The organism is Pseudomonas mangrovi (genome assembly GCF_003052585.1).
GTDB classification, from domain to species: domain Bacteria; phylum Pseudomonadota; class Gammaproteobacteria; order Pseudomonadales; family Pseudomonadaceae; genus Aquipseudomonas; species Aquipseudomonas mangrovi.
In genome coordinates this window covers 61,731-75,934 of record NZ_QASN01000006.1, presented here as the reverse complement: position 1 = coordinate 75,934, position 14,204 = coordinate 61,731, and the positions used below count along the sequence as shown (strand labels likewise).

Annotated in this window: 16 protein-coding genes; 14 read left to right on the top strand and 2 right to left on the bottom strand. The window is 62.7% G+C overall.

Features of this window, described 5'->3' with window-relative positions:
* The first annotated feature begins 9 nt into the window (after nt 1-9).
* From tmk to DBO85_RS03270, 4 genes are all read left to right on the top strand, one after another.
* Nucleotides 10-633 carry a dTMP kinase gene (tmk, locus tag DBO85_RS03285; RefSeq protein ID WP_108105210.1) on the top strand — a complete coding sequence of 208 codons (624 nt, stop codon included), beginning with the start codon at nt 10-12 and terminating at the stop codon, nt 631-633.
* Complete coding sequence (locus DBO85_RS03280; protein ID WP_108105208.1) at nt 626-1,618, top strand: DNA polymerase III subunit delta'; 993 nt, start codon at nt 626-628, stop codon at nt 1,616-1,618. The genes tmk and DBO85_RS03280 overlap by 8 nt, the downstream gene beginning before the upstream one ends.
* A gap of 34 nt (nt 1,619-1,652) precedes the next feature.
* Complete coding sequence (locus DBO85_RS03275) at nt 1,653-2,009, top strand: PilZ domain-containing protein (RefSeq protein ID WP_108105206.1); 357 nt, start codon at nt 1,653-1,655, stop codon at nt 2,007-2,009.
* A 69-nt stretch (nt 2,010-2,078) separates the two neighbouring features.
* Nucleotides 2,079-2,858 carry a TatD family hydrolase gene (locus DBO85_RS03270; protein WP_108105204.1) on the top strand — a complete coding sequence of 260 codons (780 nt, stop codon included), beginning with the start codon at nt 2,079-2,081 and terminating at the stop codon, nt 2,856-2,858.
* A 244-nt stretch (nt 2,859-3,102) separates the two neighbouring features.
* Here DBO85_RS03270 and DBO85_RS03265 read toward each other — a convergent pair whose 3' ends face one another.
* Entirely contained in the window at nt 3,103-4,233 is a 1,131-nt protein-coding gene (locus DBO85_RS03265) for an aminotransferase class V-fold PLP-dependent enzyme (protein WP_108105202.1), read from the bottom strand.
* Nucleotides 4,234-4,307: 74 nt separating this feature from the next.
* Here DBO85_RS03265 and DBO85_RS03260 point away from each other — a divergent pair, with 74 nt between their 5' ends.
* The 5 genes from DBO85_RS03260 (at nt 4,308) to DBO85_RS03240 (ending at nt 8,166) form a co-directional block, all read left to right on the top strand.
* Nucleotides 4,308-4,946: a TetR/AcrR family transcriptional regulator gene (locus DBO85_RS03260; protein ID WP_108105200.1), complete on the top strand. Its 639-nt coding sequence runs from the start codon at nt 4,308-4,310 to the stop codon at nt 4,944-4,946.
* A gap of 81 nt (nt 4,947-5,027) precedes the next feature.
* Entirely contained in the window at nt 5,028-5,996 is a 969-nt protein-coding gene (locus DBO85_RS03255) for a GTP 3',8-cyclase MoaA (protein WP_108105197.1), read from the top strand.
* 31 nt (nt 5,997-6,027) lie between these two features.
* Complete coding sequence (locus DBO85_RS03250) at nt 6,028-6,924, top strand: radical SAM protein (protein WP_108105195.1); 897 nt, start codon at nt 6,028-6,030, stop codon at nt 6,922-6,924.
* Between the two features lie 66 nt (nt 6,925-6,990).
* Entirely contained in the window at nt 6,991-7,590 is a 600-nt protein-coding gene (locus tag DBO85_RS03245; RefSeq protein ID WP_108105193.1) for a DUF4823 domain-containing protein, read from the top strand.
* A gap of 9 nt (nt 7,591-7,599) precedes the next feature.
* Nucleotides 7,600-8,166 carry a DUF1285 domain-containing protein gene (locus DBO85_RS03240; protein ID WP_108105191.1) on the top strand — a complete coding sequence of 189 codons (567 nt, stop codon included), beginning with the start codon at nt 7,600-7,602 and terminating at the stop codon, nt 8,164-8,166.
* A gap of 249 nt (nt 8,167-8,415) precedes the next feature.
* Here DBO85_RS03240 and DBO85_RS03235 read toward each other — a convergent pair whose 3' ends face one another.
* Nucleotides 8,416-10,080, bottom strand: coding sequence for an electron transfer flavoprotein-ubiquinone oxidoreductase (locus DBO85_RS03235; RefSeq protein ID WP_108105189.1), 1,665 nt, complete (start codon nt 10,078-10,080; stop codon nt 8,416-8,418).
* A gap of 324 nt (nt 10,081-10,404) precedes the next feature.
* On the opposite strand from DBO85_RS03235, the gene DBO85_RS03230 reads away from it, so the two are divergent.
* From DBO85_RS03230 to DBO85_RS03210, 5 genes are all read left to right on the top strand, one after another.
* Nucleotides 10,405-11,154 carry an electron transfer flavoprotein subunit beta/FixA family protein gene (locus tag DBO85_RS03230; protein WP_108105187.1) on the top strand — a complete coding sequence of 250 codons (750 nt, stop codon included), beginning with the start codon at nt 10,405-10,407 and terminating at the stop codon, nt 11,152-11,154.
* The gene (locus DBO85_RS03225) at nt 11,155-12,084 is read left to right on the top strand and encodes an electron transfer flavoprotein subunit alpha/FixB family protein (protein WP_108105185.1); all 930 of its coding nucleotides are present in this window, start codon (nt 11,155-11,157) and stop codon (nt 12,082-12,084) included. It begins immediately after the preceding gene.
* 173 nt (nt 12,085-12,257) lie between these two features.
* Nucleotides 12,258-13,055, top strand: coding sequence for a substrate-binding periplasmic protein (locus DBO85_RS03220; protein ID WP_233356540.1), 798 nt, complete (start codon nt 12,258-12,260; stop codon nt 13,053-13,055).
* A gap of 43 nt (nt 13,056-13,098) precedes the next feature.
* On the top strand, nt 13,099-13,410 hold the full coding sequence (locus tag DBO85_RS03215) for a DUF4398 domain-containing protein (RefSeq protein WP_233356545.1): 312 nt from the start codon (nt 13,099-13,101) through the stop codon (nt 13,408-13,410).
* On the top strand, nt 13,407-14,204 hold the full coding sequence (locus DBO85_RS03210; RefSeq protein ID WP_108105179.1) for an OmpA family protein: 798 nt from the start codon (nt 13,407-13,409) through the stop codon (nt 14,202-14,204). Before DBO85_RS03215 ends, DBO85_RS03210 begins: the two co-directional genes overlap by 4 nt.

The window sequence follows — 14,204 nt, the reverse complement described above, 5'->3', positions numbered from 1 at the left end:
GAGCAACACATGTTCATCACCCTGGAAGGACCGGAAGGCGCCGGCAAGAGCACCAACCGCGAGTACCTTGCACAGCGTCTGCGTGAGCAGGGTGTGACGGTATGCCTGACCCGTGAGCCCGGTGGCACGCCATTGGCCGAGCGCATACGCGAACTGCTGCTGAGCCCCAGTGACGAACCCATGGCCGCGGATACCGAACTGCTGCTGGTGTTCGCGGCCAGAGCCCAGCACCTGCAGGAAGTCATCAAGCCTGCACTCGCGCGTGGTGAGTGGGTGCTCTGCGATCGCTTTACCGATGCGACCTACGCCTATCAGGGCGGTGGGCGCGGGCTGTCTTCCGCACGCATCGCCGAACTGGAGCGATTCGTCCAGGGTGATCTGCGCCCCGACCTGACGCTGGTGTTCGATCTGCCGGTCGAGGTGGGGCTCGCCCGAGCAGCGGCTCGCGGCCGGCTCGATCGCTTCGAGCAGGAGCAGCGGGGCTTCTTCGAGTCCGTGCGCACCACCTACCTGCGTCGTGCCAGCGCAGCGCCGGAGCGCTATCGCATTCTGGACGCGGCGCAGTCGCTCGAGGACGTGCAGGCGGCCATTGATCGGTTGCTGCCGGCGATGCTGGAGCATCGCGGTGGCTGACGTTTTCCCGTGGCAGCAGTCGCTCTGGCTGCAGTTGGCAAAACGTCCGCAGCACGCCCATGCCTACCTGCTGCACGGCCCGGCGGGCATCGGCAAGCGTGCGCTGGCAACGGCGCTGGCGCACTTTCTGCTGTGCCAGGATCGACAGGATCTGCATCCCTGTGGACGCTGCAAGGGCTGCCTGTTGCTGGCAGCGGGTACGCATCCTGATCTTTACGAGTTGAAACCTGCCGAAGACAAGAAGAGCGTGGGTGTCGACGATGTCCGCGCGCTGATCGACTTCATCGCCAAGACCGCGCAGATGGGCGGGCACAAGGTGGTACTGGTAGCCGAGCCGCCGGCCGAGGAGATGACCCTGGCCGCGTCCAACGCCTTGCTCAAGAGCCTGGAAGAGCCCTCGCGCGACACGGTGCTGCTGCTGCTCTGCGACCAGCCCAGCCGGCTGCTGCCGACGATCAAGAGCCGCTGCGTGCAGCAGGCATGTCCCCTGCCAGGCGAGGATGAGAGTCTCGCCTGGCTGAATAGCCAGTTGCCAGAGGCCGGCGAGCCGGAGTTGCGCGAGCTGCTGAGTCTCGCTGCTGGCTCCCCGCTGAAGGCGCTGGGTCTTTCTGCGCAAGGTGTCCGCGAACAACGTGCCCTGGTGGTGGAGGGGATCAAGAAGTTGCTCAAGCGCCAGGTTACCCCCAGTCAGCTCGCCGAGGCCTGGGCGCAGGTATCGCTGGTGATGCTGGTCGACTGGTTGTTCGACTGGAGCCATGCGATCCTGCGCTATCAATTGACCGGCGATGAGGAGACCCTGGGGCTGGAAGACATGCGCAAGGTGAACCAGTATCTGGCGCAGAAGAGCCGCAGGGACAAGGTGCTGCAGATTCAGGCCGAACTGCTGCAGCAGCGGCAGAAGGTTCTCGGCAAGTCCAACCTCAATCGTGCGCTGCTACTCGAGGCCCTGTTGGGCCAGTGGGCAAGCCTGCCCGGACCGGGCTAGAATCGGCCACTGGAAAAATCAGCAAGGACACTGCATGAACCTGCCTCCGAATCTGGGACCGCGTAACGGAATCCTGTCCCTGACCATCAAGGACAAGTCGGTGCTGTACGCCGCCTACATGCCTTTCATCAGGAACGGCGGCCTGTTCATTCCTACCAGCAAATCCTACAAGCTGGGCGATGAGGTCTTCATGCTGCTCAATCTGATGGATGAGCAGGAAAAGATCCCGGTTGCCGGCAAGGTCGTCTGGATTACTCCCAAGGGTGCCCAGGGCAACCGCGCCGCCGGTATCGGCGTGCAGTTCGGTGACGGCGACAATACCGCCCGCAACAAGATCGAGACCTACCTTGCCGGTGCGCTGAAGTCGGATCGACCGACCCACACCATGTAACGGCTGCAATCTGCGGCAAGTATCGAGAGCGCCCTGACCGGGCGCTTTGTCATTTCAGGAGACTGCGCAATGCTGGTCGATTCCCACTGTCATCTTGATCGTCTGGATCTGTCTGCCCATGGTGGCTCCCTGGATGCGGCGCTGGATGCCGCTCGGGCTGCAGGGGTGGGTCATTTTCTCTGTATCGGCGTCAGCGCCGAGAATGCCGATGCAGTGAAGGCGCTGGCCGAGCGTTACGAGGATGTCGATTGCTCCGTCGGCGTGCACCCGCTGGACCTGGCCGCTGATGCCGAGCCAGCGCTCGACTGGCTGTTGGAGTCGCTTGATCACCCGAGGGTCGTGGCCATCGGTGAGACCGGTCTCGACTACCACTACGAGCCCGAGGCGGCCGAGTTGCAGCAGCGTGCCTTTCGTCTGCATCTGCAGGCGGCGAAGGTCACCGCAAAGCCGGTGATAGTGCATACCCGCGAAGCGCGTGCCGACACCCTGGAGCTGCTGCGCGAGGCTGCGCTGACCCAGGCCGGCGTATTGCACTGCTTCACCGAGGACTGGCCGATGGCCAAGGCGGCTCTGGACATGGGCTTCTATATCTCGCTGTCGGGCATCGTTACCTTCCGCAACGCTGATGCCCTGCGGGATGTTGCCCGCAAGGTTCCGGCGGATCGGCTGCTGGTGGAAACCGATGCGCCTTATCTTGCCCCGGTGCCGCACAGGGGCAAGGCAAATCTGCCGCAGTACGTGCGCGAGGTGGCGCAGTTCATCGCCGAGGTCCGTGGTGAACGATTCGAGACGCTGGCGGAGCAGACCACGACGAACTTCCGCCGTCTTTTCCCTCTGTCACGAGCCTGAGTACGCCGCGTGGCGTGATTTTGCTGTGCATAAAAAAACCCGGACTCTGGGGGAGAGGAATCCGGGTCAAGACCATTAGGAGTAAATCGAGATACCGAGGTCCGGGGTATCTCGGCCGATGCGGCGCCCGGGGGAAGGCGCGGCGCATCAGTGATCTTGAGTATTGGCGAAGATCGGCAGATTTCCACCCCCGATCCGCCACTTTTTAAACGTATTTGGAATACCCCGGCCGCTGCTCAGAGCACTAGCGCGCCAGTCGGGTGATCAACGCCAGGCTCTCATCCAGGACCTGCGCGCTCGTGTAGAAGTGCGGCGAGAGACGGATGCCACCGCCGCGCGGAGCGCACACCACCTGCTCGGCCATGAGCTGGCGGTAAAGCTGCTGCGGGTCTTTGCCTGCAACCGAAAAGGTGACTATTCCAGCCCGCCTGGTGCGGTCGGCAGGGCTTCGTACGGTCACGCCGGGGATCGCTCGCAAGGCTTCGTCCAGCCAGTCGATACGCTGCTGCAACTGTGCCGCTACTTCGCCCATGCCGACCTCCTCGAGCAGCGACAGACTGGCGTCCAGGGCCATCGTCCCCAGCAGGTTCGGGCTGCCGCATTCGAAGCGCCTGGCGCTGGCGGCCGGTTGCCAGTCGCGGCGCTCGTAGTCGCCGGAGTGCTCCAGCATGTGCCAGCCGTACTCGTGCAGTTTCAACTGCTGACGCAGGTCGCTGCGACAGTAGAAGACGCCGAGCCCCTCCGGGCCGAGCAGCCACTTGTGCCCGTCGGCCATGGCGAAGGCGCAGTCGCATTCCTGTACATCAAACGGCAGGGCGCCGATCTGCTGGATGGCATCCACGCACAGCAGCACGCCCTTCTGGTTGCACAGGCGGCCGAGCCGCGGCAGATCCAGTCGCAGACCACTGGCGTACTGCACTGCACTGACCGATAGCACGCGGGTGCGTGCTGTGCAGGCACTGATCAGATCCAGCTCCGGATCCGCGCCATCGAGCGCGACGGCGATGACCGCTACGCCGCGGTCCTTCAGGGCTTCCCAGACCACCCTGTTGGAGGGGAACTCCTGGTCGCTGATCACCACCTGATCGCCGTCGCGCCAGTCGAGGCCGAAGGCGACGAAGGAGAGGGCTTCGGAGGTGTTCTTCACCAGCGCGATGTCATCGCTCGACGGCGCATTGAGCAGCCTTTGCAGGCGCTCACGCAGACGCTGTTCGGTTTTCAGCCACTGCGGGTAGTCGCGTGCACCGCTGCGACTGTTCTGCTCGGCGAAGGCGGCAACGGCCTGGGTGGCACGCAGCGGCCAGGGCGCAACCGCCGCGTGGTTGAGATATCTCAGTCCGACTTCGTGGGGGAATTCGTTTTCGATGTTGAACATTGGTCGGTGATCCGTGCATTTTGGGACTGGACAGGCATAATACGCCCCCTTGATATCCTGACCGTGCCGCCATCATGCAGAAAGAGTCCCGTAAAGTTCGCGAGTTTCGTCGCCGCGAGCAGGAAATCCTCGATACCGCGCTCAAGCTTTTCCTCGATCAGGGTGAAGACAGCGTAACCGTTGAGATGATTGCCGATGCGGTCGGCATCGGCAAAGGCACCATCTACAAGCATTTCAAGTCCAAGGCGGAGATCTATCTGCGTCTGATGCTCGACTATGAGCGAGACCTGAAGGCGCTGCTCGACTCGCCGGACGTTGACCGCGACAAGGAAGCCCTGTCGCGTGCCTATTTCGAGTTCCGCATGCGTGATCCGCAGCGTTATCGTCTGTTCGACCGCCTCGAGGAAAAGGTGGTCAAGAGCAGCCAGGTACCGGAGATGGTCGACCAGCTGCACAGCATCCGGGCGTCCAACTTCGAGCACCTGACTGCGCTGATCAAGGGGCGCATTGCCGAGGGCAAGCTCGAGGACGTGCCGCCGTACTTCCACTATTGCGCCGCCTGGGCGCTGGTGCACGGCGCGGTGGCGCTCTATCACTCGCCCTTCTGGCGCGATGTGCTCGAGGATCAGGACGGCTTCTTCCAGTTCCTCATGGATATCGGTGTGCGCATGGGCAACAAGCGCAAGCGTGACACCGATCCAGCTGCGCTCTGAGGGGGCGAGGGCGGCACGGCTCGGTGCACCAGAGGTCGCTGGCGTCGATATACTTCGGGTGTCTGCCTGCCGGAGCCGCACATGATCGTTGATCGCCAGGGCCGGCGCTTCCGCAATCTGCGGATCAGCCTGACCGCCGCCTGCAACTACGCCTGCACCTATTGCGTGCCCGACGGCAAACGCCTGGTGGCAGCGCAGGATGAACTGTCGGCAGAGGCCATGGGGCGCGCCGTTGCCTATCTCATCGAGGCGGCGGGTATCGAACGCTTGCGCATCACGGGCGGCGAGCCCCTGGTCAGTCCACGGCTCGAGCCTTTCCTGCGTGTCATAGCAGGATTGGGGTTGCAGGATGTCAGCCTGACCAGCAACGGCCAGCTGCTGGCGCGCAAGCTGCCTGTTCTGCTGGATGCCGGCATCCGCCGCATCAACGTTTCGCTGGATACCCTGGACGCGAATGCCTTTGGCCGCATCGCTCGCGGCGGTGATCTGGCGAGTGTTCTGGAGGGCCTGGAGCAGGCGAGCGCCGCCGGCATGCGGATCAAGCTGAACATGGTGCCGCTGCGCGATGCCAACCTGGATCAGGTCCTGCCGCTGCTCGAGTACTGCCTGGAGCGGGGCTTCGAGCTGCGCTTCATCGAACTGATGCGCATGGGGCATCTGGCGCGTGATGGCGCCGGTTTCCAGCGTCAGTTCGTCGGGCTGGCCGAGCTGCTCGAGCTGATTGGCGAGCGCCACCCGTTTATCCAGGCCGAGTCGGCGCTGGACGCCACGGCCATGCGCTACGAAATTCCTGGGCAGGGCTTCTTCGGTGTGATCGCCAATGAGAGCGTGCCCTTCTGCCGGACCTGCTCGCGGCTGCGGCTGTCCTCCACCGGCTGGCTGCACGGCTGCCTGTCGTCCGGCAGTCGCCACTACATCGGCGATCTGCTCGACAAGCCCCGCCACCTGGCCCTGCCGGCAATGCAGCGGTTATTGGTGAAGGCCCTTGCGGACAAGCAGGAGCTGATCTTTTCCGGCGGTGCCACCGTGATGAAGATCATCGGCGGTTGAGTTCAACGTTTCCTGAGGATGTCTGTTCAAGATGAACGCGCGTGTCTTTCCCATCAGTTACATCGAGCCGGTATTTCGCCCGCCGAGTGAGGCGCATTCGCTGATCCTGCCGGTGACCAACGGCTGCTCCTGGAACAAGTGTGGTTTCTGCGAGATGTACACCGCGCCGCAGAAGAAATTCCGCGCGCGCGACGAGGCCGAGGTGCTGGAAGAGATTCGTCGCTGCGGACAGAGCCTGATCGTGCAGCGGATTTTCCTTGCCGACGGCGACGCGCTGGTTCTGCCGACCCGTCGGCTACTGACCATCCTGCAGGCAATCCGCGAGCACATGCCAGAGGTCGAGCGGGTCAGCAGCTACTGCCTGCCGCGCAACCTGCGTAAGAAGTCGGTGGAAGAGCTGCGCGAGCTGGCCGATGCGGGCCTGAAGATGGCCTATGTCGGCGCCGAATCCGGGGACGACGAGGTGCTGGCGCGGGTCAACAAGGGCGAGACCTACGCGTCGACACTGAGCGCGCTGGACAAGCTCGGGCAGGCTGGTATCACCCGCTCGGTGATGATCCTCAATGGCCTGGGTGGGCGTACGTTGAGTGATCAGCATGCGGACAGCTCGGCGCGGCTGATGAACGAGGCGCAGCCGGAGTTTCTCTCCACACTGGTAGTGAGCTTTCCCCAGGGCGAGGCGCGCTATCGCGAGCAGTTTGCCGACTTCGAGCCGCTTGGCCAGCTGGAGCTGTTCCGCGAGGTCGAGCGATTGCTGCAGCAACTCGAGCTGCGTGACACGGTGTTCCGCAGTGACCATGCCTCCAATTATCTGGTGCTCAAGGGCACCCTGGGTGAGGACAAACAAAGGATGCTGGCGCAGGTTCGTCAGGCCATCGAACAGCCGCAACGCGCCGGCTTGCGCCAGGAGTGGCAGCGCGGGCTCTGAGAGAGTGGCGCGGAAGCTGCATCGGAGCGCCATTCGCCGGTTTTCCGTCGCCGGCAGGAGAAGAATATGCGTGTTTTCCTCGTGCTCGTGCTGCTGGCGCTATCCGGTTGCATGAAGACCAGCGACCTTGCCGATGGCGCGCTGTACCAGTTGCGCGACGCCGGTTTCCTCGATCACAACCGTGCCCAGCGCAGTGCCAGCTGGCGACTGCAGGCGGACTCCTTCATCTTCATCGCGCAGAGCCACTTTGTCCCGCCCGGCAAGGCCTATCCGCGGCCGAACGTGGTCGCCGAGGAGGCATTTAAAGGGTTCGTCGAGTATTTCCCCCGGGTGCGCCGCGCGCCGGCGCCGCGCGGCCTGGACGAGGCGCTGCAGGAGGCTCGCGGCGTCGGGGCACACTACCTGCTCTACACGCGTTTCGCCGGGGCTGATGATCGAATTGGCACTTTCGAGGAATGGGAGGATCAAGAAGCTCTCGACCGTCTCGGCATCGATTCGGGTGTCATCCAGTTGATGCTGATAGAAATCGGCACCGGCTATCTGGTGGATAGCGCACGAATCCGCAGTCGTGGCGGCTTTCTGACGTTTTATGAGAATCGACCGGAGGACCTGATTGGCCCTGCATTTACCGACTATGCGCAGCGGCTGATCGGGTTTTCCCGTTGAGGAGGCTTGATGACTGAAACGGACAAGGCTGGCGGACTGCTGGCGCAGATACCCAAGGGCGAAGGCAAGGGGTTGCCACCGGTTCATCTGTGGAATCCGGATTTCTGCGGTGACATCGACATGCGTATCGCTCGCGATGGGACCTGGTACTACCTTGGCACGCCGATCGGTCGCAAGCCGATGGTGCGGCTGTTTTCCACCATCATCCGCCGCGACGGCGACGACTACTTCCTGATCACGCCCGTCGAGAAGGTCGGTATCAAGGTCGACGACGCCCCATTCGTCGCGGTGTCGGTAGTGGCTGAAGGGGAGGGCGAGCAACAGCGTCTGCGTTTTCTCACCAATGTCGAGGATGAAGTGGAGGCGGGCGCCGAGCACCCGATCCGGGTCGTCCTGGATCCCGCCACTCAGGAACCCTCGCCCTACGTGCATGTGCGCAGCAATCTCGAGGCGCTGATCGGGCGCAACGTTTTCTATCAGTTGGTCGAGCTGGCGGTGCCTCGGGAAATTGATGGCCAGACCTGGCTTGGTATCTGGAGCGGGGGAGAGTTTTTTCCGATCGGGCCGCAATCCTGACTGCCTGATCAGACTACGCCGCAGTGTCCCGCGCAGCGCCAGTGAGTACTTTCTTCGCGCCTCCCTGCCGTCGGATTTCCTGCACGGTGAGTCGTGGGCTTTCCGGCAGCCTGAGCTGACGGGGCGTCCGCAGGGTTTGTGCTGTGCTGGTTGGCAGATCTCAGTCGCGCGCTGATGGGCGAGTTCAAGCGCGAGCTCCGCTGAAACAACAAAGGCTCCCGAGGGAGCCTTTGTTGTTATGCAGCCGAATTACATGTTGGGGTAGTTCGGCCCACCGGTACCTTCCGGTGCGACCCAGGTGATGTTCTGCGCAGGGTCCTTGATGTCACAGGTCTTGCAGTGCACGCAGTTCTGGGCGTTGATCTGGAACTTCTTCTCGCCGTCTTCCTTGGTCACCACCTCGTAGACGCCAGCCGGGCAGTAGCGCTGCGCAGGTTCGTCGTACTTGGGCAGGTTGACGTTGATCGGGATGCTCGGATCGGTCAGCTTCAGGTGGCAGGGCTGCTCTTCTTCATGGTTGGTATTGGAGAGGAATACCGAGGACAGCTTGTCGAAGCTCAGCTTGCCGTCCGGCTTCGGGTAGTTGATCTTGGTGCACTGCGCGGCCGGCTTCATGTGCGCGTAGTCCGGCGTGGTGTCGTGCAGCGTCACCGGGATCTTGCCGCCGAACCAGTTCTGGTCGACATAGTTGAAGGCGCCGCCCATCAGTACGCCGAACTTGTGGATCGCAGGGCCGAAGTTGCGGCTGCGGAACAGCTCGTCATACAGCCAGCTGGCCTTGAACGACTCGACGTAGCTGTTGAGCAGATCGCCGCCCTCGCCACCGGCGAGCAGCGCATCGGCTGCGGCATCGGCTGCCAGCATGCCGGACTTCATCGCGGTGTGGCTGCCCTTGATCTTGGCGAAGTTCAGGGTGCCGAGATCGCAGCCGATCAGCGCGCCGCCGTTGAAAACCATCTTCGGCAGCGAATTCAGGCCGCCCTTGCAGATGGCGCGCGCGCCATAGGCTACGCGCTTGCCGCCTTCCAGATACTGGGCAACCACCGGGTGGTGCTTGTAGCGCTGGAACTCGTCGAAGGGCGAGAGGAAAGCGTTGGAGTAGGACAGGTCGACGATCAGGCCGACGACCACCTGGTTGTTTTCCAGGTGATAGAGGAAGGAGCCACCGGTGTTCTCGCTGTCGACCATCGACAGCGGCCAGCCAGCGGTGTGGACTACCAGGCCCTGCTCGTGCTTGGCCGGGTCGATGTCCCAGATTTCCTTGATGCCGATGCCGTAATGCTGGGCGTCGGCTTCGCTGTCGAGGTTGTACTTCTTGATCAGCTGCTTGCCGATGTGGCCACGGCAGCCTTCGGCGAACAGGGTGTACTTGGCGCGCAGCTCCATGCCCGGGGTGTAGTAACCCTCTTTCGGCTGGCCTTCGCGGTCCACGCCCAGGTCGCCGGTCAGGATTCCGCGCACTACGCCGTTCTCGTCAATCAGCGCTTCCTGGGCGGCGAAGCCCGGATAGATCTCGACGCCCAGGCCTTCGGCCTGCTGGGCCAGCCAGCGGCACAGGTTGCCCAGGGAGATGATGTAGTTGCCTTCGTTGTGCATGGTCTTGGGCACGAAAGCGTTGGGCACCTTGAACGCCTTGTCGGCGTTTTTCAGCATATAGATGTCGTCACGCTTGACCGGGGTATTCAGCGGGGCGCCGAGTTCCTTCCAGTTGGGGAACAGCTCTTCGAGCGCACGCGGCTCGAACACGGCACCAGAAAGGATGTGGGCACCCACTTCGGAACCTTTCTCAACCACGCAGACGCTAAGCTCTTTGCCCGCTTCGGCGGCTTTCTGTTTGAGTCGGCATGCGGCAGACAATCCGGCTGGGCCGGCGCCGACGATGACGACGTCGAATTCCATAAACTCGCGTTCCACAGGCTATCTCCTACTCAAGGCGCTTTCGTATTTTATCGGGGAAGGCTAGGCTCGGTTCCTTGAGCTGTGCGCCGCGCATTATATCCACGCGTCTTTATGTGGGCCAATACAAACGTTCGTTTGAATACTGGTGCAGCTCGGCTGAATCTGCTACGGGCACCCGCGCTGAGCGGGTCGGTTGTATTGACCCGCCACCTTGATGCAGTCAAGATACCGGCCGGTTTTGCGCTCGCCCAGGGCTTGCCGGTTCCTATCCGGTTGTCACGCATCACTGCCAGGCCCGTCTGGCGACTCCTTTAATTCACCGAGAGTAACGAGGAATCCATGAAGGTTCTTGTAGCTGTCAAACGAGTGGTCGACTACAACGTCAAGGTTCGCGTCAAGGCGGACAACTCCGGCGTTGACCTCGCTAACGTCAAGATGTCGATGAACCCCTTCTGCGAAATCGCCGTGGAAGAAGCCGTGCGCCTTAAAGAAAAAGGTGTGGCGAGCGAAATCGTCGTCGTCTCCATTGGCCCGAATACCGCCCAGGAGCAGCTGCGTACCGCTCTGGCGCTGGGGGCCGATCGTGCCATTCTGGTCGATACCAGTGAAGAGCTGAACTCCCTTGCCGTCGCCAAGCTGCTAAAGGCTGTGGTCGAGAAGGAGCAGCCGCAGCTGGTCATCATGGGCAAGCAGGCGATCGACAGCGACAACAATCAGACCGGCCAGATGCTCGGCGCGCTGACCGGTATGGGTCAGGGCACCTTCGCCTCCAAGGTCGAAGTCGCCGGCGACAAGGTCAACGTCACCCGTGAAATCGACGGCGGTCTGCAGACCGTTGCTCTGAACCTGCCCGCGATCGTCACCACCGACCTGCGTCTGAACGAGCCGCGCTACGCGTCGCTGCCGAACATCATGAAGGCCAAGAAGAAGCCGCTGGACGTGGTCACCCCGGACGCCCTGGGCGTTTCCGTGGCTTCCACCGTCAAGACCCTGAAAGTCGAAGCGCCGGCCGCTCGCAGCGCCGGTATCAAGGTCAAGTCCGTTGCCGAACTGGTCGAGAAACTGAAGAACGAGGCGAAGGTAATCTAAATGACTATCCTGGTTATCGCTGAACACACCAACGCCGCGCTGGCGCCGGCTACCCTGAACACCGTTGCTGCTGCCGCCAAGATCGGTGGTGACATTCATGTGCTGGTCGCCGGTTCCGGCGTAGGTGCCGCTGCCGAAGCGGCCGCCAAGATCGCAGGCGTTTCCAAGGTGCTGGTTGCCGACAACGCTGCCTTCGCCAACCAGCTGCCGGAGAACGTCGCTCCGCTGGTTGCCGAGCTGGGTAAGGCATACAGCCACGTGCTGGCTGCTGCTACCAGCAATGGCAAGAACATCCTGCCGCGCGTCGCCGCTCAGCTGGACGTCGACCAGATCTCCGAGATCATCTCGGTTGAAAGTGCCGACACCTTCAAGCGTCCGATCTACGCCGGCAACGCCATTGCCACGGTGCAGTCGTCCGCTGCCATCAAAGTCATCACCGTGCGTGCCACCGGTTTCGACCCGGTTGCCGCCGAGGGTGGTTCCGCTAGCGTTGAAGCCGTTTCCACTGGCGGCGACGCCGGCAAGTCGGCTTTCGTTGGTGAAGAGCTGGCGAAGTCCGATCGTCCCGAACTGACCGCTGCCAAGATCGTCGTTTCCGGCGGCCGTGGCATGCAGAACGGTGACAACTTCAAGCACCTCTACGCACTGGCCGACAAGCTCGGCGCTGCCGTGGGTGCCTCGCGCGCTGCAGTCGACGCCGGTTTCGTGCCGAACGACATGCAGGTCGGCCAGACCGGTAAGATCGTTGCTCCGCAGCTGTACATCGCGGTCGGCATCTCCGGTGCTATCCAGCACCTGGCGGGCATGAAGGACTCCAAGGTGATCGTCGCGATCAACAAGGACGAGGAAGCCCCGATCTTCCAGGTCGCCGACTATGGCCTGGTTGCCGATCTGTTCGAGGCTGTTCCCGAGCTCGAAAAACTGGTCTGACCCTTCCAGGTCGCACCCGAGAAGCCCGCTCTTGAGCGGGCTTTTTGCTTTGCGAGCGGCGCCTCGGCGTCGCTGCCGGCGCAAGCCTTCTGCTATTCTGGCGCTCGCTCATCTGCTTACAGAATGGAAACCACTCAATGCCTCTGTCTCTTCGGATGACGGCGCTCGTGGCTATGGCCGCGCTATCCGCTGCCCTATCCCCGGTACATGCCGCTGATCGCTGCGAGCGCCTTGTCGCAACGGGTGATCCTGCGCATCCGCCGTATCTGTGGCGTGATCCGCAGCAGCCCGAGAAGCTGCTGGGTGTGCACGCCGATCTGCTCGAGCGTCTTGCCAAGGAGCTGGGAGTCAGTATCGAGCTCATTCCCAGTGGTAGCCTCAGCAAGGCGCAGGCTGAAGTGGTCAGTGGACGCGCGGATCTGCTGCTGGGTGCGCAATTGAGCACTGCCGGGCTGCAGGCCATGGACTTCGTGCACCCGCCACTGCAGAGCACGCCTAGCGTGGTCTGGGTACGGCGCGATGCGGCGTTTGCCTACTCGGGCTGGAACGATCTGCGGGGGCGACAGGGTCTGTTGCTCAAGGATGCCGCGCTGGGTGCGCAATTCGAGACGTTCGCCCGGGCCAATCTGACGCTCAAGCAGGTCGATGGTCTCGAAGAGGCGCTGGACTTGTTGCGTCGTGAGCGTGCGGACTTCCTGATCTTTGATCGCTACAGCGGCTCGGCGTCCATTGCTGCAATGGGCTTTGCCGATGAGCTGCAGGCGCTGGACTGGCCCGTCGCCAGTCAGAACCTGCACCTTGCGCTGTCGCACAGCTCGGCGTGCAACGAGCCTTGGCTGCGTGGTCAGCTCGCGCTCAAACTGACCGAGCTGGCCGCTACAGGTGTCGCGGATGGTTTGCTGCAGATCAATCTGCAGCGCTGGATGCAGCAGCTGGCTCCGGTTGTCGAAATCGAAACTCCCCAGGAATAGTGTCGTGAGCCTTCGTTATCTCTTGTTGTCTGCCGTCGTTGGCATGGCAGGTTGCGCCAGTGATCCCGCTCCGTTCGAGCAGATGCGCTTGACCGAGCGAGCCCTGGAGCAGGCCGCAGCGGTGGGCGCCACGACCAGTACGCAAGAGTACCGGCTGGCCGAGGAGCGCTTCGCGCTGGCAAAAAAGAACATGCAGGAGCAGGACTATCGGCGGGCGCGCATGCTGGCCGAGCAAGCCGAGCTCGATGCGCGCCTGGCCGAGGCGTTGACCCTGAGAGGGGAGAGCGAGCAGGCCATCACGGTACAGAATGCCCGTATCGAGCGCCTGCGTAAGCAGTTGGGGAGCCTGCGATGAAGTGGTTTTTGTGGGTGGCGCCCGCGTTGCTGCTCTGTTCCGGTTGTACGGGAAGTCTTGGCAGGCAGGAGCTGGCGGACGCGCAGCTGTTGTTCGACCAGGTGAAGAGTGATCCCCAGGTACTTGAAAGCGCGCCAAGAGATGTGAGCCGGGCAGGCGAGTCGCTGGCCAGGGCCGAGGGTTTCGCTGCTCATTGGGGCACGGATGCGGACGTCGAGCACTACGCCTACCTCAGTCAGCGCTACAGCCAGATCGCCCGCGAGCATGATCAGCTCGTGCGCAATCAGCAACAATCACAACGTCTGCAGCGTGAGCAGGACCGCCTGCAGCAGATGCTGCGCGAGGCAAGGCTGCTCAGCGCTCAGCAGCGCAGCGAATGGCTGGACGAGCAGTTGCAGCGTCTGGCGACCATGGAGACCGAGCGTGGCCTGGTGATGATCATCGGTGACGTGCTCTTCGAGCCTGGTAGCAGCGAACTGAACCTATCCGCCAGTCGCACCGCCCTGCAGCTGGTGCAGTTTCTGCAGCTGAATCCGCGACGACTGGTGCGCATCGAGGGCTACACCGATAGTCGCGGCGAAGCAGAGGAGAATCGCGAGCTCTCGCGCCTGCGCGCCCAGTCGGTAGCCCAGACGCTGGTGGATATGGGAGTGGCCGCCGAGCGTCTGCAGGTGATCGGATACGGGGAGGCCCATCCTGTCGCTGAGAATGCCTCGGCCCGCGGGCGGGCAGCGAACCGGCGGGTGGAGATCGTCTTTTCCGACGAGAATGGGCAGCTGGGCGCCGAGCGCTGA